This is a genomic window from Microcoleus sp. OTE_8_concoct_300 (assembly GCF_031383065.1).
Lineage (GTDB): Bacteria > Cyanobacteriota > Cyanobacteriia > Cyanobacteriales > Microcoleaceae > Microcoleus.
Genome location: NZ_JANMZH010000543.1, coordinates 1 through 21,733, shown reverse-complemented (window position 1 = coordinate 21,733; position 21,733 = coordinate 1). Strand labels below are relative to the sequence as shown.

At 47.3% G+C, this 21,733-nt stretch carries 11 protein-coding genes; 8 read left to right on the top strand and 3 right to left on the bottom strand.

The genetic code is table 11. The features are described 5' to 3' along the window. Positions 1 to 1,453, top strand: a 1,453-nt coding sequence (locus ACUVJL_RS25125) for a response regulator (protein ID WP_445248326.1), incomplete at its 5' end; no start/stop codon positions are given. Positions 1,454 to 1,498: 45 nt separating this feature from the next. On the opposite strand, the gene ACUVJL_RS25120 is transcribed toward ACUVJL_RS25125, so the two are convergent. After that, positions 1,499 to 1,651, bottom strand: a complete 153-nt coding sequence (locus ACUVJL_RS25120) for a hypothetical protein (RefSeq protein ID WP_445248325.1) — start codon at positions 1,649 to 1,651, stop codon at positions 1,499 to 1,501. A gap of 139 nt (positions 1,652 to 1,790) precedes the next feature. On the opposite strand from ACUVJL_RS25120, the gene ACUVJL_RS25115 reads away from it, so the two are divergent. Both ACUVJL_RS25115 and ACUVJL_RS25110 read left to right on the top strand, forming a co-directional pair. Beyond that, positions 1,791 to 2,549, top strand: a complete 759-nt coding sequence (locus ACUVJL_RS25115; protein ID WP_445248324.1) for an SDR family NAD(P)-dependent oxidoreductase — start codon at positions 1,791 to 1,793, stop codon at positions 2,547 to 2,549. 182 nt (positions 2,550 to 2,731) lie between these two features. Next, on the top strand, positions 2,732 to 3,829 hold the full coding sequence (locus tag ACUVJL_RS25110) for a DJ-1/PfpI/YhbO family deglycase/protease (protein ID WP_445248323.1): 1,098 nt from the start codon (positions 2,732 to 2,734) through the stop codon (positions 3,827 to 3,829). A 944-nt stretch (positions 3,830 to 4,773) separates the two neighbouring features. Here the strand turns inward: ACUVJL_RS25110 and ACUVJL_RS25105 are convergent. Beyond that, complete coding sequence (locus ACUVJL_RS25105; protein ID WP_445248322.1) at positions 4,774 to 5,049, bottom strand: hypothetical protein; 276 nt, start codon at positions 5,047 to 5,049, stop codon at positions 4,774 to 4,776. Between the two features lie 13 nt (positions 5,050 to 5,062). On the opposite strand from ACUVJL_RS25105, the gene ACUVJL_RS25100 reads away from it, so the two are divergent. The 4 genes from ACUVJL_RS25100 (at position 5,063) to ACUVJL_RS25085 (ending at position 15,175) form a co-directional block, all read left to right on the top strand. Beyond that, positions 5,063 to 5,431, top strand: coding sequence for a translation initiation factor (locus tag ACUVJL_RS25100; protein WP_445248321.1), 369 nt, complete (start codon positions 5,063 to 5,065; stop codon positions 5,429 to 5,431). 152 nt (positions 5,432 to 5,583) lie between these two features. Then, positions 5,584 to 6,177 carry a recombination mediator RecR gene (gene recR, locus ACUVJL_RS25095; RefSeq protein ID WP_445248320.1) on the top strand — a complete coding sequence of 198 codons (594 nt, stop codon included), beginning with the start codon at positions 5,584 to 5,586 and terminating at the stop codon, positions 6,175 to 6,177. 315 nt (positions 6,178 to 6,492) lie between these two features. Next, complete coding sequence (locus ACUVJL_RS25090) at positions 6,493 to 8,619, top strand: prolyl oligopeptidase family serine peptidase (protein ID WP_445248319.1); 2,127 nt, start codon at positions 6,493 to 6,495, stop codon at positions 8,617 to 8,619. Positions 8,620 to 10,324: 1,705 nt separating this feature from the next. Beyond that, on the top strand, positions 10,325 to 15,175 hold the full coding sequence (locus ACUVJL_RS25085) for a DUF4347 domain-containing protein (protein WP_445248318.1): 4,851 nt from the start codon (positions 10,325 to 10,327) through the stop codon (positions 15,173 to 15,175). Positions 15,176 to 15,734: 559 nt separating this feature from the next. On the opposite strand, the gene ACUVJL_RS25080 is transcribed toward ACUVJL_RS25085, so the two are convergent. Continuing rightward, complete coding sequence (locus ACUVJL_RS25080; protein ID WP_445248317.1) at positions 15,735 to 16,358, bottom strand: GNAT family N-acetyltransferase; 624 nt, start codon at positions 16,356 to 16,358, stop codon at positions 15,735 to 15,737. A 1,748-nt stretch (positions 16,359 to 18,106) separates the two neighbouring features. On the opposite strand from ACUVJL_RS25080, the gene ACUVJL_RS25075 reads away from it, so the two are divergent. Beyond that, entirely contained in the window at positions 18,107 to 21,628 is a 3,522-nt protein-coding gene (locus ACUVJL_RS25075; RefSeq protein ID WP_445248316.1) for a response regulator, read from the top strand. Positions 21,629 to 21,733: the final 105 nt, after the last annotated feature.

Genomic DNA, 21,733 nt, shown 5'->3' with positions numbered 1-21,733 from the left:
CGATCGCAAACAAGCGGAGTTGGAACTTCAGCAAGCTAAAGAAGCCGCAGAAACAGCCAACCGAGCCAAAAGTATGTTCCTGTCCAATATGAGCCACGAACTCCGTACTCCTCTCAATGCTATTTTGGGATTTACGCAATTGATGAGTTACGATCCTGTTCTGACTCCCGAACTCCAAAACGATCTGGCGATCGTCAATCGTAGCGGCGAACATTTATTGGAATTGATTAACGACATTTTAGATTTATCCAAAATTGAGAGCGGACAGATGACACTCTCTCTTTCTGACTTCGATCTAAAAAAATTGCTGAATTCTATTGAAGAAATGTTGCAATTTAAAGCGCAATCGAAAGGATTGAAACTAATTGTCGAGCGAGACCCCAATCTTCCCCAATTTGTGCATACCGATGAGAAAAAACTGTATCAAGTCTTAGTCAATCTGCTCGGTAATGCGATTAAGTTTACTAAGCAAGGAAGCGTCACCTTACGAGTAAGATCGGAACAGAGCGATCAAACGTCCTGTCGCCTATGTTTTGAAGTTGAGGATACTGGAGTGGGAATTTATCCAACAGAAATTGACAGCTTATTTAAGGCGTTCGTGCAAGCTGAAGCTGGGAATAAATTGAATCAAGGTACTGGTCTAGGTCTAGCTATCAGCCAAAGATTTGTCCAACTCATGGGTAGTCAGATTCGGGTTCAAAGCACATTGAATCGGGGCAGCATTTTTTACTTTGAACTTGGGGTAAAGTTACCTCAAACAGTCTGCCTTGCCTCAGAATTGCCTAAACAAAGAGTGATTGGTATAGCTGCAGGACAACCAACTTACCGCATCCTTGTTGTTGAAGATTTAGAGGAAAATCGCCGCTTATTGGTCAAACTCCTTACCTCAGTCGGTTTTGAAGTGCGCGAAGCAACACAGGGAGTTGAAGCACTCGAAATCTGGGAAAGTTGGTTCCCACACCTGATTTGGATGGATCTACGAATGCCGATTATGGATGGCTACACAGCTACCAAACGCATTAGAGAACACCCTCAGGGACAAGAGACTGTGATTATTGCTTTAACTGCCAGTGTTTTTGAAGAAGATCGAGAGAAAGTTCTGATGGCTGGTTGTGACGACTTTATCAGCAAGCCCTTTCAGGAAAGGCTGGTTTTTGACAAACTCGCTCAACACTTGGGAGTAGAGTACATCTACACAGTGGTAGGAAAAGAGCCCCAACAACTAGGTGTTGACACTTTATCTCCAGAAGATATAGCCGTGATGTCCTCTCAGTGGTTAGAAGAAATGTTTCAAGCTGCCTACGATCTTGATACCGAAGTCATGAACGAGTTGATCAAACAAATTCCCGCATCTAAACCAACCCTTTCCAGTGCGCTAATTGATTCGGTCAATAACTTTAAGTATGACCAAATTATGGAGTTAATTCTGCCTCTGATCCCGAATCCCGTTTAGTTATCGAGTTTAAGGACAAAGAAGCTATAGTCCTGTAAGGAGTGGCTATATCTCCCATAAAGAAAAATCAAAAAATAAGGCTTTAATGACGTAAAGCGGGTCGATCGCACGGCGGGCCAGCGGGCTGATTGCCGAGGGCGTGCGCCCTGTCGGCAGGCCTCCAAGAGTCGATCGCCCGCTGCTACAAGGCTGACTCAATTTTCTGTCACATTTATATGGAATTTGCTATATGATACAGCAATTCTTATTCGTTTTTGAAGGGGATTTATTTTTTTATTAACCGCAGAGGGCGCAGAGGGCGCAGAGAAAGAGAAAAAATAGAGATAGAGATAGAAAAATGATTGATTTAACCGGAAAGGTAATTTTAGTAACTGGCGGCTCGAAGGGGATTGGTGCAGTGACGGTTCGGACTTTGGTTAATGCTGGGGCTGAGGTGATTTTGCATTACTTTCGCAGTCAAACTGAAGCTGAAGCGGTAGCAGCAAGTGTGGCGCGCGATCGATGTTATTTATTAGCAGCAGATTTGATGCTGGAAAACGTAGCCTCGATTTTGTGGCAAGATGCTTTAAAATGGCGCGGTCATATTGATATTATAGTTAACAATGCTGGAATTATGCAGTCAGCAGGTATAGAGGACGAGTTCGATATTTGGTCGTCAGCTTGGCAGCAAACTCTACAAGTTAATTTAGTTGCAGTTGCCGACTTGTGCCGGGAAGCAATTATTTATTTTAAAACTCGCCGTGGAGGTACAATTATTAATATAGCAAGTCGCGCTGCTTTTCGCGGCGATGACCCGAATTATCTGCACTACGCCGCGTCAAAAGGTGCTATTGTGGCTTTAACTCGCAGCATTGCTAGAGGGTTTGCGGCTGATAATATTTTGGCTTTTACAGTTGCACCGGGATTTGTCAGTACAGAAATGTCTAATCAGTTTATTCAAAAGTGCGGCGAAGCTGATGTTATTCGCGATATCCCGATCGGCAAAATCGCTCCTCCTCAAGATGTTGCCAATGTTATCGCGTTTTTAGCGTCGGGTTTGGCGGAGCACGCTACCGGGACTACGATCGATATTAATGGAGCCTCTTACGTGCATTGATGCGATCGTACAACTTGCACAAAACATCTAATTGTAGGGTGTGCATTGGGCACTTTACGACTACCTCCAAAGACTCACGATCGCACATTTGCCCACCCACTAATTTATCACTTTAGCAAGAGGCCAAAACAGCAACAAATGAATTAAGTTGATAGAAAATGGTACCTTGAGGGAAAGTGATAATGACAGCCGATAACAAAGCCCAAACGAAACGAGTTGCCATACTCATCGAAAATGCAGTTGAAGATTCGGAATTTCTGGTTCCTTACAATGCCTTAAAACAAGCAGGATTTGAAGTAGTTGTCCTCGGTTCCCGGACAAACGAAAAGTATGCAGGCAAACACGGAAAACTTGCCATGCAAGCTGACGGAACTACTACTGAAGCAGTGCCTGCAGAATTCGCAGCAGTGATAATTCCCGGCGGTATGGCTCCCGATCTAATGCGGACTAATCCCAATACAGTAAGGTTTGTACGAGAAGCATTTGAGCAAGGAAAAATCGTCGCTGCTGTTTGCCACGGCCCGCAAGTTTTGATTGAAGCCGACTTGTTAAAAGACAAAAAAGCCACAGGTTTCTTGTCAATTAAAAAAGACATGATCAATGCCGGAGCTCACTATATCAACGAAGCTTTAGTAGTTGACGGCAACTTGATCACTTCCCGCCAACCGGGAGATTTAGCAATATTTACTACCGCAATTCTGGCTCGCCTCGGTTACGGCGGAAAAGAAGTCGGTTTGCCAGAAGAAACTGACACAAATGCAGAATGGTGGAAATTAGCTAATGGTTGGGGTGGCTCAACACAAGGCGACATTGTTAAAGGTTTGAATACCGCCCTCGCAGGGGAACGCTATTCTGGCGAAGCCTTTCAAAATTATGCGGAAAAAACCCAAGACAGCGATTTGCGATCGCTCCTTGCAGAAATGATTCAAAATAAACAGCACCACATCCTCGCTATCGAAAACCGCCTCAACTATTTCGGCGAAAAACCCTCAATTCCCGCCCAAATTGCTGACAAATACGCTAAATTAAAAGCGTCGATGCAAGGAACCGATGAAACCTTCTTGCTGCGGAGCACTCTGGGTGATTTGCAAACCGGTGTTGTGGATATTAACAACCTGCGGGTGAAGTTCACAGATCCGGTATCAACTGCCATTTTGACAGAGATAGAGTCGGATTTGTCTAAGTGCGAGCAAGCCGTTGCTAAACTCTACCGCGCCCGTGCAGTTTCCCAGGAAATTAAGTCGCCGAAACCTTCGACTAGCCCCGCTGTAAAAATGTAATCAGCAAGCGGATAAATAAGTTTGTAGTTGTCCTAAGGGATGAAAACCCCCACCAATAGCGCAACTACAAACCTGTTATGCAATAATAAAATATACGCCTTTGCGGTAAAATAAAACCCCAGACTAAAAAGCAGACACTCAAGTAACTGCAAGGTTGAGGGTTTTATTAAAGGGGTTGTATTTTTGTTTCAGCCGGACAGGGCGGGTTTGAAGGAGGCGCGACTCGGGGGCGATCGCATTTGGCACAACCGAAGCCCAAGAAATGATGCTAAGCTGTCGCGCATTTAAATTGTATATTCAGGGCGGGCGGGACGCCCACCCCACAAGACTTTGATTTTTTTTGACATACAATTTAAATGCCCCAACAGCTTAACTCGGGATTTATTAGTAGCCGAATTGCGGCAGCGAGGCATAGACACTTTCTTCGTGCCGGTATTCTGAGTTTGTCTGAGCAATATTTATCACCACAACTAACAGCAAAGCGCTGGCAGCCTTTCCCAATTTACCTCAAAATTACGTGCAAGAAGCAGCCGCAGAAGGCGTCAACCACAGCCTAGCTTTTTGCCAAATGTGTTTAGGAATGAGAATTAAATAACTTCCACAAGTTTGTGGGATGGGCATCTTGCCCGTCCCATCAATTGATGAAAAGGACTTTTGCAAGAGGTCTATTGCGCTGTAAGCTGTCGCGCATTTAAATTGTATATTTAGGGCGGGCGGGACGCCCACCCCACAAGACTTTGATTTTTTTTGACATACAATTTAAATGCCGCAACAGCTTATGGGGTATATAATGAAGCCCTCCCCACTCGCGCTTGGAAACTAATTAAAGAGAAATATGAAAAACTTAGAACCCCGACTCCTTAAAGAAGTCGGGTTTTTTACGCTTGCATCCGATCGCACTTACTAGATTAGGATGTACGCACGGGTGGTCAGAAACCGGGTTTTTACGAAAAGCCACCACTGTAGATAAAATTAAATCCCGCGCTAACATCAAATCCCTTAACATCAGAATTATCCATCCCTCTGATCTCTTCCTCTGCGCCCTCTGCGGTTAAATCCTCCAGAAACAACCGTAAACGATATAATTCAATTGAAACCGGGGAATGTGCGATCGTCCTTAAGCCCACCAGAGAATCAATTGCCTCCGGGGCGGGTTCACCAACAATTTCACATCGTGCAGACAAGCCAAATAAACCCGCCCCACCCCAGAAAATTCCCACATACCAAACTACTATGAGTACATCAAAACCCAAAAATTCCAATTCCAATAACCAATCAGGAAAACGAATAGTTTACTCCGAATTTGGGAACGTTGACAACTCCGCCGCCCTCCAACGAGGAATACAAGAAATCCCCCCAAATCAACAAAACCTCAAAATCGAAGCATCCCGCAAAGGACGCGGCGGCAAAACAGTTACAATCATCAGCGGCTTTCAGGAAAAACCCGAAACATTAGCAACTCTAGCCAAACAGCTAAAAGCTCAATGCGGTACTGGTGGCACAGTCAAAGATAATGAAATCGAAATTCAAGGCGAACACAAGCAAAAACTGCTAGAACTTATCACAAAGTTAGGCTACAAAGCTAAAATTAGTGGAGGGTAAATTAGTCAATATTCCTCAGTGTATGGGCGGGACTGGTTTATGATATACTTAGTTTTAAACATAGATGGTTGGTAAAACCCGCCCCTACATCGCGCAAATTATATAGTCGCGAATCAACCAGAAATGATCTTACCAATTACCGCCAATTTTTAATGTACACTCGACCTTTAGCTCGTTTAATCGAACAATTGCAGCGCTTACCCGGAATCGGCCCAAAAACAGCCCAGCGTTTAGCTTTACATATTTTGAAGCGACCGGAAGAAGACGTGCAAGCCCTAGCTAAATCTTTGATTGATGCCAAACAGCAAGTAGGTTTCTGTCAAGTATGCTTTCACTTATCTGCTGACCCTGTTTGCGAAATTTGCCGCAATACCAACCGCGACATTCATACCATTTGTGTAGTGTCAGATTCCCGCGACGTAATCGCTTTAGAAAAAACGCGGGAATATATGGGCAAATATCACGTTGTTGGCGGCGTTATCTCGCCGATGGATGGAATTGGGCCGGAACAATTGAACATTCAACCGTTAGTCCGGCGCGTCAACCAGCAAAAGATTAAGGAAGTAATTATTGCTATTAGTCCCAGCGTGGAAGGCGAAACTACTACTCTTTATATCGGTCACTTATTAAAACCTTTTACTCTGGTGACGCGTATAGCTTTTGGTTTGCCGATGGGGGGAGATTTGGAATATGCTGATGAGGTTACATTGGCTCGCGCTTTGGAAGGAAGGAGAGAGTTGGATTAGTTGAAAATGGGTGATGGTTGATGGGAAAGTAAGAGAAATGAACCGCGAAGACGCGAAGGACACGAAGGAAGAGGAGAGAGGTGGAAGAGTTCACAATTGATGCGACGATATTTTTATCCTAAGCTTTTGCGATTGCTTGGCTGAGGTTGGCAATGACTAATTTGTAAGATATGAAACCCGCGCCGGCGGGTTTTGTCTGTGTAGCGAGAGGTTTCAACCTGTCGGGTATTTGGTATTTGCTGTTGGGTGTGGTTGTTCTCTGTCGTCACTGCCGCGAAAGGCTAAACTGGAAAAAGTTACCGAAAGTAAAAAATCATGGCCCAGTTCGATCGACCTTTAAGCTACCCCACAACCCGCAAAATCGACCAAACAGACGACTACCACGGCGTCAATGTACCCGACCCCTACAGGTGGCTAGAAGACCCCGACTCAGAGGAAACCCAAGCTTGGGTGGAAGCCCAAAATCAAGTTACCTTTGGCTATCTGGGCGAAATTCCGGCGCGGGAAAAAATCAAACAGCGCCTGACTCAACTTTGGGATTACGAGAAATACGGCATACCTTTCAAAGAAGGCGATCGCTATTTCTACTACAAGAATGACGGCTTGCAAAATCAATCGGTACTCTACACGTTAACATCCCTCGACGGCGAACCACAAGTTTTAATTGACCCCAACACTCTCTCTGAAGACGGAACCGTTGCTTTGGGTGGCGTAGCTATCAGCGAAGACGGTAAACTCATGGCCTACGGTTTGTCAACTTCCGGTTCCGACTGGCAGGAATGGAAGGTCCGTGATGTGGCAACTGGCAAAGATTTATCAGACCATTTAAAGTGGATTAAATTTTCAGGAGCATCCTGGACTCACGACGGTAAAGGCTTTTTTTACAGCCGCTACGATGAACCCAACGAAAAAAGCAAGCACGAAGACGTTAATTATTACCAAAAACTGTTTTACCACAAAATCGGCACGCCGCAATCTGAAGACGTATTAATCTATGAGCGACCCGACCAGAAAGAGTGGGGATTTAGCGGCGGCGTTACCGAAGATGGCCGTTACTTAATTATCTCTGTTTGGCAGGGAACGGAAACGAAAAACTTGATTTTCTACAAGGATTTGACGGCACCGGAATCAACCGTTGTAGAACTAATTAACGAATTCGAGGCTGAGTACAGTTTCATTGACAATGATGGCTCTCTTTTCTGGCTTCAAACAGACTTGAATGCACCGTTGGGCCGCGTAATTGCGATCGACACCAACAACCCACCTCCCTCATCCCTCGCTGGTGATGAAACCCCCCCGTCGCCCCCCCTTGGTAAGGGGGCGATTGAGGGGAGGTTCGCAGAAATCATCCCTGAAGCAGCCGAAACCCTCGGAGGCATTGGCCTCCTGAATAATCAATTTGTCGCTTCTTACCTGAAAGACGCCTACACGCAGATTAAAATCTTCAACTTAGACGGCTCTTTCGTGCGACAAGTTGCTTTGCCCGGAATCGGTTCGGCGGGAGGATTCGGCGGCAAGCGGCACGACACTGAAACTTTTTATGCTTACACGAGTTTCACTGCGCCCAACATCATCTACCACTACAATATGGTGACAGATGTAAGTACGATTTATCGGCAACCAAATGTTGATTTCAATCCCGAGGATTACGAGACAAAACAAGTATTTTACCCGAGCAAAGACGGTACGCAAGTACCTATGTTTATCACGCACAAAAAAGGCTTGCAGTTGGATGGCAACAACCCCACCTACCTTTACGCCTACGGCGGTTTTGGCATCTCGCTAACTCCGAGTTTTTCTGTTAGCAGAATCGTGTGGTTGGAGATGGGCGGAGTTTACGCAACAGCCTGTTTGCGGGGAGGCGGCGAGTACGGCGAGTCATGGCACCAAGCAGGCACAAAGTTGAATAAGCAAAATGTGTTTGATGACTTTATCAGCGCCGCTGAATGGTTGATCGAAAACAAGTACACCAAACCTGCAAAATTGGCGATCGCAGGTGGCAGCAACGGCGGTTTATTAGTGGGAGCTTGCATGACTCAGCGGCCGGAATTGTTCGGTGCAGCACTGCCGGCAGTCGGAGTTATGGATATGTTGCGCTTCCACAAATTTACTATTGGTTGGGCCTGGACTTCTGAATACGGTTCGCCGGAAAATCCCGAAGAATTTTCCACAATTTACGGCTATTCTCCCCTGCACAACCTCAAACCGGGAATGGCTTATCCGGCGACAATGATTACAACTGCCGATCATGATGATCGAGTAGTTCCGGCCCACAGTTTTAAATTTGCTTCCGCTTTGCAAGAAATGCACGCCGGAGAAAAACCGGTGTTAATTCGGATCGAAACCAAAGCGGGACACGGTGCCGGCAAACCTACTGCGAAAATCATTGAAGAATTGGCAGATGAATGGGCTTTTTTAGTGCGGGAACTCGATATTAACTAACGTTTAAAAAGCGCCCAATTGGGAGTTGCGGAGTCCGAGAAAGTGCGATCGCCCCACCCTCAATTTTTGGCCATATCCCCTAGGGTGCGCATCCGAAACATAGCTATGTGAGCACAGCAGCTATGTTTCGGATGCGCCCTGCACAAAGCACCTATCCCGTAGCGCCTAAGGAAGAGGGAACAGAGAAGAGGGTAGTCAACAGTCAACAGTCAGTCGATTTTAGATTTTAGATTTTAGATTTTAGATTTAAAAATTGACTCCACAGATGAATCTGGGAGCTGGAAATTAGGTGTAAAATTTTTCGGTTGTCAACACTCAACACTCAACACTCAACACTCAACACTCAACACTCAACACTCAACACTCAACAATACTGTAGGGTTTGAAAGAATTTTATGTGCTAATCTCGCGTTCAATTCTCAAATCCTGCGATCGCTTCACTGCCTTTGGCTGCCAACACCCCATAAGTGAAATCATATCAATTCCGGTTGCACCAGAATTATAGTTGACTGTTGACTGTTGAAGGAGGGGTCGAAAAACTGAATGATAGTTGAGTATTGACTGTTGATTCGATTTTACAATTTCGATGCTAGCGGAGTAGATATCATAGATTAGTGCAACTTGTCAACTCGTAGCTCGTGTTAACTTGCCTTACGTTATGTGAATTTTTGTAGGTTTTATTGTCGTTATGAGATTTTTTTGATAAAGGTTCACGACAAGCAAATTTGGCAGCGATGCCCATGAGTAACAGTAGTAAATAGAATCTCAAATTAAAAATTTTCCAATTCTCGGAAACCAATTTTTTAAGTTGACTTACGGTGAAGATTCAACAAAAAATCATATCTATAACCGTACTGAGAACCGTGGAGTGACCGGAATCACTGCCTTTTTTTTCAGCAAGGCGTAAGTAACGGGCGATCGAATTCTCCATTTTCTGGCATAGCCTCTTTTCAAATAAAAAGAATTAACTGGCGCAGTCAAAGCCCGAAAATGCTTGCGTAGGAGTTGCGGTGCTTTGTCGCCCTAGGAATTCGCGATCGCCCGCTACAGTTCCCGTCCCATTCTTTCCTAAAATCTCCACACCAAAAATATGTAAGTATAAATTTAATTTTATACTTACACTTTTTTGAAAAGTTATATTTTGCTGTTTATGGAATATCCTGAAGGTGGGTATGTTAAAACGGATAACTCAATCAAGGAATAGTCAACCACCCTGGTCTAAAAACACCCTCGCTTCTAGCCTAAGACTTAAACCACAATTGACCAGATGTGTACCTGGGTACCACGTTAACGGTAAGAGTTAAAGGCCTACCACGGAATGGGAAGCTAGTTCCTTGAATCGCGAAATTTACGATTAAGCAGACTTATTGGGTTAAATCAGTGTCCTAGATCGAGTACCGGGCGTTAACTAAAGCGCAAGCTAAAATCACACCTTTGATAGAGGCGAAAAGAGCAAAACCGTTGTGCGAGAGCGGGTTGCACAATTTGAGATGGTAATTGTCCTACCGCTCGTACACTACATTCATTACACCGAATCTAGCAATCCCGGTGTAATGGAAAGATTGACTCGCTTATTGAAATCCCCGCGTCGTTTCCCACGAGCGCGTCTTTAGACGGCTCGCAACCCACTTACCGAATTTTTTTGATGAAAATGATCTCCAATCTGCCCAATTTTTCAGCGGTAAAAACATCTACATCTAGGATTATGGCCACTAACAACAACTTTTTTGAAAAAGCAACCTCTACAGCAGAACCTGAAGCGCAAAAATCCCTAGTGGTTGTTGACACCCGAGTAGAAAATTACGAGCAATTGATCGGTGGTGTTAAAGCAGGAACGGAAGTATTTGTACTCAATCCAACCAGGGAGGCGATCGAGCAAATCACCGAAATTTTGGGTCAGCGCAACAGCATCACCAGCCTGCACATAGTTTCTCACGGCCGAGAAGCAGCATTAGAAATCGGCTCAACAGAACTCAACATTGATAATCTAGAAACCTACAGCAGCCAATTGCAGCAGTGGGGAAAAGCCCTTAGCGAATCCGCCAGCATTCTACTTTACGGCTGTAACGTAGCCGCCGGCGAATCCGGCATGAAATTCATACACAAAATCAGGGAATTCACTGGCGCAAATATTGCCGCTTCCAACAACCGAACTGGTAATGCAGCCTTAGGAGGCGACTGGGAATTAGGAATTTCCCTAGGACAAATAAATACCGAATTAGCCTTTGAAAAAGAAGTCCTAGAAGGCTATACATCAGTCCTTGCTACTTTAGTAAATGAAAACTTTAAAGATCTAACAGTAGTCGGGCCTTGGATATATGGAGTTGGCAACACTAACACACCTAACCCAGGCTTAACCGCAGGTGCAACACCCAACCCCAACGGCGTTATTCCCATTTTAGGGGTTGGCGATCCAGACGGAGCAGGTACTTTAAGATTAACATCAAACCGCTTTGACCAAGCAGCTTTTGTAATCTACAACAACCCCATCTCTGCCACTGAGGGTCTGAGAGTTACCTTTGATTACTATGCGTATAACAGAGGTAATGAGGCTTATCTAGGGAATACTCAGGCCCCCCGCCTTGGTGCCGATGGCATTAGTTTTTTCCTGATTGACGGAACAGCTACGCCAACAAAAGCGGGAGGCTATGGTGGCTCTCTCGGCTATGCTCCGAATAATAATCCTACTAACACTGCTCCCGCTTCAGGCGGTATTTTAGGAGGTTATTTAGGTGTAGGATTAGACGAGTTTGGCAATTATTCTGCCGCTCAAGCTGGAGCGGGAGGGCGTGTGGGTGGCTCCGGACAGAGACCTGATTCACTAGCACTTAGAGGCAGCCAAAGCACATCTTATACATTTTTAACGAACACTCTCTTATCGAACACTCTCATTTCCATAGGCATAGATAGGGAAGATCAAACTACTCGCACTCTTGCTAAAAGAAGGGTTCAAGTTACATTAGCCCCGCCGAATTCAGCAACACCTAACCGTCTTTCAGTTGCCATCGACTTGAACGACGACACTAGCTTTGATGCGGGCGAAACACTGCTCGACATAGCTGATTTGACAACCATAAACGGAGCAGTGCCACCTACTTTTAAATTTGGCTTTGCTGCTTCGACAGGGGGAAATACAAACATTCACGAAGTTAACAATGTCCTCGTCGAAAGTATAAATACGCCTACACTCCAAGCCGACGTTTCCATTGTTAAAAAAGGCCCGCTGGTCGCCACACCCACCAGCACGATTACCTACACTATTACTGCCACTAATAACGGGCGCGACAGCGCCGAAAACGTCCTGATTCAAGATCCGCTCCCTCCACAGTTAACTTTCTTCAGCGCTGGCAACAACGGTAGTTTCGATCCCAAAACGAAGACGATCACCTGGCCAGCTATTTCACTGGCTAAGGATGAGAGCGTCACGCGCACCATCACCGCCACAGTTCCCGGAACACTAGCAGTAGGCACAACCTTAACTAACACTGCATTTAGCAGCTCCAGCACTTTCGACCCCAATCTAGATAACAACAATAGTACCCAACTTGTCTCTCAAGTCTCAACTACAATTGTTGCTCCTAGTGCCGACCTCGTTACCACCAAAACCGGACCAGCGACGGCGGTCGCAGGCTCAACAGTTACTTACACGATTTCGACGCAAAACATCGGGCCAAACGTCGCGACGGACGTCACAATTACTGACAGCATCGTTCCGGGCTTAACATTCCTATCCAACGACGGCACGTACAATCCAACTACTGGCATTGTCACCTTCCCAGCCATCCCCAGCTTGGTTAGCGGTGCTGTGGTACCCAAAACCGTCAGCTTTGTCGCACCCAGCTCTGGCAGTGACGTCAGCAACACCGCCAGTAGTAGTTCCAGCACCTCAGACCCCTCTCCGGGCAACAATACTGCTAAAGTCACCACAACTCTGACACCAGCGCCTGTACCGACACCGACACCAGGGCCTGTACCGACACCAACTCCAGGGCCTGTACCAACGCCAACTCCAGGGCCTGTACCGACACCGACACCAGCACCAACTCCACCTCTCAACGAACCGCCAGTTGCCACAAATGTCAACTCCAGCCTGCCGCCCAACAGCAGCACGGTAGTCACGGGATTGGGAGGAAGGGACCCCGACGGGACGATCGCCTCTTACACCATCAACACCCTGCCCCCAGCAGACCAAGCAGTCCTGTTTTTAGGACAGCCGGGCAATGGTGGCGTTGCGGTGACACCCGGTCAAGTCCTGACTCCGGCACAGTTGCAGCAACTATTTTTATTGACGACGAGCACCTTTACAGGAACCAATTTTACCTACAGCGCTACAGACAACAGCGGCGCCACCAGTCCCGCTAAGGCTACTGTGGGGGTCATACTTCCAACGGACAACCTACCGCCAGTTGCCAACAATGCTAACTCCAGCCTGAGGCCCAACAGCAGCAGGTTAGTCACGGGATTGGGAGGAAGCGACCCCGACGGGACGATCGCCTCTTATACCATCAACACCCTGCCCCCAGCAGACCAAGCAGTCCTGTTTTTAGGAGATCCCGACAACGGTGGAGTTGCGGTGACACCCGGTCAAGTCCTAACTCCGGCACAGTTGCAGCAACTATTTTTATTCACGACGGCCAACTTTACAGGAACCACTTTCACCTACAGCGCTACAGACAACGCCGGCGCCATCAGTCCCACTCCCGCTACTGTTGTCGCTATCTTCCGGGCGGTGGAGCCAACGCCCACACAAACCCCCACACCAACGCTCCCACCAACGCCGATCATCTCAAATCCGATCGCCGAACTAGATACCGACTGTGGGTGTCAGCCAATTATTGAAAAACCGGGAATTACCTTTGCGCCCCCGCAACAACCGCCCGCGGTTGGATTTGTCCGCCCGATTTCACAATTTTCAGAGGGACAAACCACCAAAGGAACTGACGGCGATGACTTGATCGTAGACACCAAAGGCAACCAAAAAATCGTCGGTTTTGAAGGCAACGACCTGCTTTTAGGTGAAGACGGCGCGGACGAAATTTACGGAAACGAAGACAATGACACGATTTTTGGGGGCACTGACACCGATATTGTTTACGGAGACGAGGGCAACGATATCGTATTCTCCGGCAAACAGAACGACTGGATTGCCGGCGACTTAGGCTCTGACTCCCTGTTTGGAGATCTAGGTGCCGATACGATTTTGGGAGACAACGGCGGCGATAACTCCAGCAGTGCTCAGAACAATGGCGATTTAATCTTCGGAGGCAATGGTGCAGACCTCATTAACGGCAACGAGGGCGAGGATACCATCCATACCGGCAAAGCTGATGATATTGCCCTTGGAGGTAAAGAAAATGACTTAATTTGGGGCGAGTTCGGCTCCGATACATTGTTTGGTGGCATCGGATCCGACACCTTGTTTGGCGGCATCGGCGACCAAAGGGTCAGCGACTCCGAGGGACGCGACTTGCTGTACGGAGGCTTCGGCAACGACGTCCTCCACGGCCAACAAGGCAACGATACGCTCGTTACAGGCAAAGATAACGATCGCGCTTACGCAGGTAAAGGCAATGACCTGATCTACGGTCAATTAGGCTCTGATACCCTCTACGGCGGCCAAGGAGCCGATACTCTGCTCGGCGACAGTGGCAGTTCCCAGTCAATCGGGGATATCGGCGAACAAGACTTAATCTTTGGCGGCAGCGACAACGACATCATCGGCGGCGGCCAGGGTAATGATACCGTCCAAGCAGGTAAAGGCAATGATTGTGTTTGGGGTGGCAAAGATCGGGATTTGATTTGGGGCGAACTCGGCTCTGATACGCTTGTCGGCGACAGTGGCGACGACACCATGTACGGCGGCGCTCGAAGTCTAGTTAAAGATGTTGGCGGCCGGGACTTGCTCTTTGGCGACACCGGTGCTGATGTGCTGTTCGGCAATGAAGCTGAAGATACCATCAGTGGCGGTCAAGACAACGACTTGATTTACGGCGGCAAAGCTAACGACCTCATAAACGGAGATGGGGGCGACGACTTGATTTACGGCGGTAACGGCAGCGATGAACTCTGCGGTGACGAGGGCAACGATACCATCTATGGCGATCGTGCTGATAACCGGGCTGTCTCGGTGGGCGCCAACGACAAGCAAGACTGCATCAATGGCGGTGCAGGCGATGACTTGCTCTACGGCAACGAAGGGCAAGATACTATCAACGCAGAGGCTGGCAGCGATACTCTGATTGGTGGTAAAGATAACGACCTTCTCAATGGGGGCGCTGGAGATGACTGGCTGTTTGGCGATTTGGGCGACGATACTTTAATTGGAGGTAGTGGGAGCGATCGATTTGGGTTGAGTGCTGATGGCGGCACTGATTCTGTCATTAACTTCGAGGTAGGCGTCGATAAGTTTGTTTTGAGGAACGGGCTGAGTTTCCAGCAGTTGCAATTTAGTGCCACTGGGAACGGTACGTTGCTGCGACTAGCAGGAACCGATCGGGTTTTAGCGAATCTGGTTGGAGTTAACGGGGCGATCGGCTCCTCGGATTTCCTATCATAGCTCTTACGCTCTGAGGGTTATAATTGCCGGCGAAAGTCCCCTATTCTCCGAACAAAACGCCACAGCAGATCAGAACTTCTGTGGCGTTCCTCACAATACTCAATCCGGGTGAGAAACTTTATAGCATTCGGTCCTTGAAACCGCTCTTATACTTGCCTTTTGTCCAGGTCTAAGAGACTAAAAAATAATGGCGTATTCAAGCCGGATTTGGTATAGCTTTGTATCGCGGTTTTTAGGTGTCCCAAGGTACACAAGGGTTGGTAGATCACGTTTTTACTACAAACCAATTTTATTGGGGTTATGCGATTAAACTTAATAGGAAACTCAAACTCATCACTAATTCCCCATTCCATTGATTCACGCTCCGGAAGTCAAGGATACACGGATAGCTGTTTTTTTCCTAATCTCCTAAATAACTAAATACTTCTTCCTTCTACCTCGCAATTCCCTATTACCAATTCCATTGATTCACGATCAGGAAGTCACAGATACACGGATAGCTGTTTTTTCCTTTTTCCTGCTTCGTCCCAATTCCCCATGATCAATTCAAATACTTAGCTTAGGAGAGCAAAATCTGCTTGCGTAAAAACAGCCGACGCGGCTGGCCCAACAGCCAACCAGTCCAATTCCAATCCACCTGTTGCAAGCGATAGCCGGCCTGATAGTACAACTGTCGCGCCGCGTGGTTATTTTCCAGAACGTGGAGGTAAATCTCAGAAAATCCCCATTCTCTGGCTGTCTCCTCGCAGTTGCTGAGCAATTGTTGAGCAACTCCCTGCCGCCGGTACTCCGGGTGAACCGCTAAATTCGACAAATAAGGATAGTCAGAACTCGGGATTTGCCAAGGGAAGCGAGAACGCAGAGCGATTTCTATTGTTCCTGTTATGCACTGAGCTCGGTGCGATCTATAATTGTGCGTTCCCTCCTCGCGCGAGACTAGCTCAGCAACCAGACAAATGTAATGTTCTGCCTTAGAACGCAGTCGATTTTTTAAATCTTCGTAAATGCCCAAACGCAAAACCGGATACACCCATTCTACAAACCCCTCGCCGGAGTGAAAGCTCATGGCCAAAATATCAGCTAGCTGCGTCAAGTCGCTCGGCACAGCCACCCGGATCGAAAAACCAGAAAGTCCGGGAGTTTGTTGTTCGTGAGATGGTGAGGAAAAAAAGGAAGGATTCACAATGCCAGGCCACTATGTTAATTTTTCTACGCGGGTTTCTAAGCTGCCCTCTTAGAAAGTTCACTGATGTTATACTGATCTTATAACCTAACTTATAGACATAGTTTATTAGCAAGATTAAATTACATTTTTTTTGCTTGACTTTAAGTAGTATTATGATGTAATTTGGAATTTTTTAGTATTTAATACTCGATTTATGACCAAATAAAAGCCATCCCCTAATACTAGATTGGTGGCTCAGCTATTTGGCATTTAAATTGAAGCTGGATCACGGGCAGGAGAGCCCGCGCCACAAGAGTTTAAGTAAACAGTAGCTTACAAATTAAATGCGCGACAGCTTAGCGGGAAAGGTATTACAAACAATCAAAACGGTTTTAAGGTCAGGTTCCCGGAATCCTACCGCTCTCTGCTTGCGGAAATACCCGATCGAATATAATTTATCCCTCAAGCGGTAATTGAAAAACTCAAGGAGTGGCCCGACTAACACCGGGCGCGTTCGCGCCTCAGATGTTGACCGCCGACCTTTTAGCCTGGCAACCCAGGTTTCAGCAGTTCTGGACAATCCCTCGGCCGTCCCCCATCGAACCGGCCGGCGCCTGTGGTGTCAGGGGGTACTCTCCCAACCGTCCCATTTAAATTTGGATGCCTGGAAACAGTCTGCGGGGGTTTTCCCCCGTCGGCTCGATACTCTGGTTGCGATACTCTGGTTGCGATACTCTGCAGCGCGCGCGAGAGACCTTCAAAACCTCGATCGAGCTGATTGACCCCGCCCAAAAACCGATACAACCCCCCGACACTCGTCGTGGAGAGATGAAAATTTTAGATCCTAGTTCAAGCTCCCCGATTCATCTGTGGAGTCAATCTAAAATCTAAAATCTAAAATCTAAATTGACTGACCGGTTTCCACAAAGTACATCCCTAGCTAAGATTAACAGATGGATGCTCTCCTTTGCGGTGTTTCGTCGCAGTCATTGGCTTGTCGAAGGTCTGCTGGAGGCAGAAAAAATGCCGCGATGGGGGAAAAAAGTGCAAGTCTAACTAAAATGGTACAGCAATTGCGTCACTTCCACAGACGCCTCTGTTGTCTGTGGGCCACCCCCGAATATCAGTCAGGGGCAAGGCGCCGGATTGCGGCCCGTATCTCCAGGCTGACTGTTAAAGTTGCTGTTATCTGTGGGGAAAAACACAGGCAAAGAGGTTGGTTTTCTATTGTATCGTGCTGCAGGCAGCTTTCACATACCAAATAAAACCGGACCAGGAGGCAGAATAAAACATAAATTTGGCAAATCAACTCACAATCAGGACGGTTATTCCTATGTATTCTGAAATATCCAGACGGCAGTTAAAAGTGCGAGATTCGTGTTGGCTCTCCTGCTGCATAAAGGTAAGGGGTCAAGGAAACTTCTCGGGAGACGAGTTTATTTGAATATCATTCAATAATAAAATTGGGGTGCACGACAGATAACTGTGGCTCAGAAGAATTCCGGATTGAAAACCCAGACATCAAAAATCCAGGTTTGTGGTTGCCTCGGCACACTCACAACATCTTCATATCCACGAATTATTGTGATACCATTTCCCTAAAATAATGGCACTGTAGGCAAACTTCCCACCCGGATTTCATAAGTCATTCCTCACCTTTAAATCTCAAATCGAAAAGGGTATGACTTCAATAATTGAAATCGGCGAATTCTTCCTTTGATCAGACTTTTTAAATCGAACAGCCCCGGGGCACAGGAGAACGGTGCATGAATTCCCAACAAAATCCTAAGCTAAAAATTCTGATCGTCGATGACGAACCGGATAACCTCGACTTGCTTTACCGTACCTTCCATCGAGACTACAAAGTGCTCAGAGCCGAATCAGGTCCCGCTGCCCTCGAAATTTTGGCAAAACAGGGAGAAGTTGCGGTGATTATCTCCGACCAGCGAATGCCAAAAATGAGCGGTACGGAGTTTCTCAGCCTGACGGCAGCTAAATACCCCGACGTGATCCGAATTATTTTAACTGGCTATACGGATGTTGAAGATTTAGTTGAAGCTATTAATGCTGGCAAAGTATTCAAATACGTTACCAAGCCTTGGGATGCTCAAGAGCTCATAAATCTTGTCAGTCAAGCTGTTGAGACTCACAATATTCTGAAAGCGCGCACTAATGAACTGCGCAGGGCTTTGAGCCAAGAATCGCTGCTTTATGCCGTTACCAATACTATCCGCTCGGCTCCCAATTACCAGCAAATGCTGCAAAGAATTGTGGAAAGCGTCGGGCAGATGTTTGAGGTGAGTTGCTGTCTGCTGCGGCCGTTCCAAGACGGCCGGGTGACCGATGAGTGGTTCGTTTACCAGAAGGCAGAAACAAAAGGGTTGGGGGGCGATGAGGAAGTCACGCCTGTCGATGCGAATGCTGCTGAACTCTCCCCGGATTTGCTGCCGGATTTGGTTTGGGAAACTGTGGATGTGGAGGTGATTCAAGATGCCCAAACTGACGCTCGAGTTTTAAACTGGGAGAATCAGCAGCGACAGCAGGCTTACAAAGCTGCGAATATTCGATCGAGCTTGATCGTACCGCTATTTTACAAAATCGAACTGATGGCAGTCTTGGCGCTGCACCAGTTCGATCGACCGCGCCAGTGGCAAGACCACGAGGTACAGTTGGTAATTACGGTGGCTGACCAAGCCGCTTTGGCGCTTTCTCAAGCCCGGGCTTACGAACAGGTGCGGGCGCTGGCCAAGCGCGAGGCCTTAGTCAATACTATTACTACGGCAATTCGATCGAGTCTCGATCCCCAAAATATTTTTGCAGCCATTACTCAACAACTCGCCCAAGCTTTGCAAGTTGACGGCTGCGCCCTATCTCTGTGGACAGAAGATGATGAATACGTCCAATGCGTGGGGCTATACGACACAACTAGGGATACTGTAGCTGTAGAACAGGGTTTTAACAATCGAGAGGTAGTTGCCAACCCTGCTGGCCCTGAGACGGCTTCTGCCAATGCGGATGGTAACGCTGGCGACTGGGTTTTTGCCCATCCTTCCCTGCCGCAGTCTTTGGTCCCGATTCGGGGCAATCCGGTATTGCTGCAACTTATGGTATCAAAAGAGCCGGTGGCGATCGAAGACCTCAACGAACACCCCGAGTTAAATGTTACAGAACTGCAAGTTCGATCGCCCGCCCGCGCCCTGTTAGTCGTTCCCTTGCTCTCTGATGGCAAAATCATCGGCAGCATTTCCCTGCGCCACAATCGAAGCATCCGCCGCTGGAACATCTCAGATATTGACCTGGCTCAAATAGTCGCAACTCAAGCTGCTCTGGCCGTGCAGCAGTCGCGCCTCTACCAGACTACCAGACAGCAAGCAGAACGGCTTCTGGAAGCCGATCGGCTCAAAACCGAGTTTTTCCAAAATATCTCCCACGAGTTCCGCACGCCTTTAACTCTAACTATCGGTCCTCTGGAATCAGCTTGCAGGCGCAAAGAAGACTTGCCCTACCAACAAGCCGTAATCGCTTTGCGCAATTCCCGCCGCCTCCTGCGCTTGGTAAATCAACTGCTGGACTTGCAGCGGCTTGATGCCGGACGGATGCAGCCGAGTTTCCGCCCCTGCGATTTGGTCGGTTTCTGTTACTCTACCGCAGAGTCGTTTCGCGCCTACTGCGAGAAAAAAGGACTGCACTTAATTACCAAATTGCAAGAATGTCCTTTACTTTATTTGGATCTGGAAAGATTTGACAAAGTTATTTACAACCTGCTATCAAATGCTGTCAAATTCACCCCTGAAGGCGGCAAGATTACGCTGAAAGTTGAATCTGCCGGCGCTTACTGCTTGTTGCAAGTAAAAGACACCGGTATCGGCATTCGCACCGAACAAATTCCCTATTTATTCGAGCGCTTTCACCAAGCAGAAGGTTCTGCCAGCCGTTCCTACGAAGGCAGCGGTTTAGGTTTGGCACTTGTCAAAGAATTAGTCGAACTCCACGGCGGTAAAATTTCCGTTGAGTCAGTTTACGGCGAAGGTACTACTTTTACCGTTTGGCTGCACTTCGGTTCGACTCACTTGCCCCCGCACCAGGTACTAGAAATACCTGCGGAGTTTCACTCATCGAAAGCTGCGGTGGAACTGGCAGATGTGGAGGCGGATTTGTCGGAAAATGATGCAGAAAATCATAACTTTGAGGCCCTCGAACCGGTCAGCTCAGAAAAAGTAGTGGGAACGGTTTTGGTGGTTGACGACAATCCAGATTTGCGCTTTTATGTGTCGGCAATTTTGCGAGATTCCGGCTTTGCAGTTTTGGTCGCCCGCAACGGACAAGAAGGATTTGCCGTCGCTAAAAAACGCCGCCCTAATTTAATTGTAACGGATTTGATGATGCCTTTGATCTCGGGCTTGGATTTGATTCGGATGATTCGAGAGGATGAGGAATTACAGGGAACTCCGGTAATTTTGCTGACTGCTAAAGCCGACGAAGATACTCGAATTGAAGGAGTAGAACGGGGTGCTGATGCTTATTTGTCTAAGCCTTTTAATGATCGAGAATTGTTGGCGGAAGTGCGGAATTTGCTCGCCCTCAAACAAAATGAGCGCCGAGTGCAGGAGTTGAACAGTTATTTAACTGAGTCGGTGCTGCGCCGATTTTTGCCACCATCGATGGTGAAGGCCGCTGCGGCTGGAGATTTGGCCTTGGATTTGCGCCCGGAACCGCGATTGATTACTATTTTGTTTAGCGATATTGTCGGTTTTACTCAAATGTCAAATACCCTGCGCTCACGCCGGGTAGCTGAGCTGTTGAATGAATATTTGGCGGCAATGACTAAGGCTGTTTTTGACAGCGGCGGTACGGTGGACAAGTTTGTCGGAGATGCGGTAATGGCTTTGTTTGGCGCGCCGGAGGAACTAACCCCTAACGAGCAAGTACGCCGCGCTGTAGCTGCTGCAAGCCAAATGCTGCTATCTCTCCAGGAGCTTAACAAGCGCTGGTTGGAGCAGGGAATTGTTGGAGAAAATGGGGTGCCTGCGCTGCGGTTTCGCTGCGGAATTCACCAGGGTACTGCGGTGGTGGGGATGTTTGGTGGCCCCGACCGATCGGATTATACTGCGATCGGGCCGAGCGTGAATATTGCCGCCCGGTTGCAAGAGGCGACGGAACCAAACACTGTCCTAATTTCGGCGGCGGTTGCAGATTATGTGGAGGAAAATCGAATTGTTAAATATAAGCCACTGAAACTAAAGGGAATTGATGAAACGGTATTGACTTTTCTCCTGAATTGTGATTAATCATTAGTTGTTTGTTAAGTATTATATCTTGACATCCCACACACAATCTCGAAAACGAGCTATTCTTGACACTCCCGGGCCTAAAGATGTGGGGATTCTTGCTTC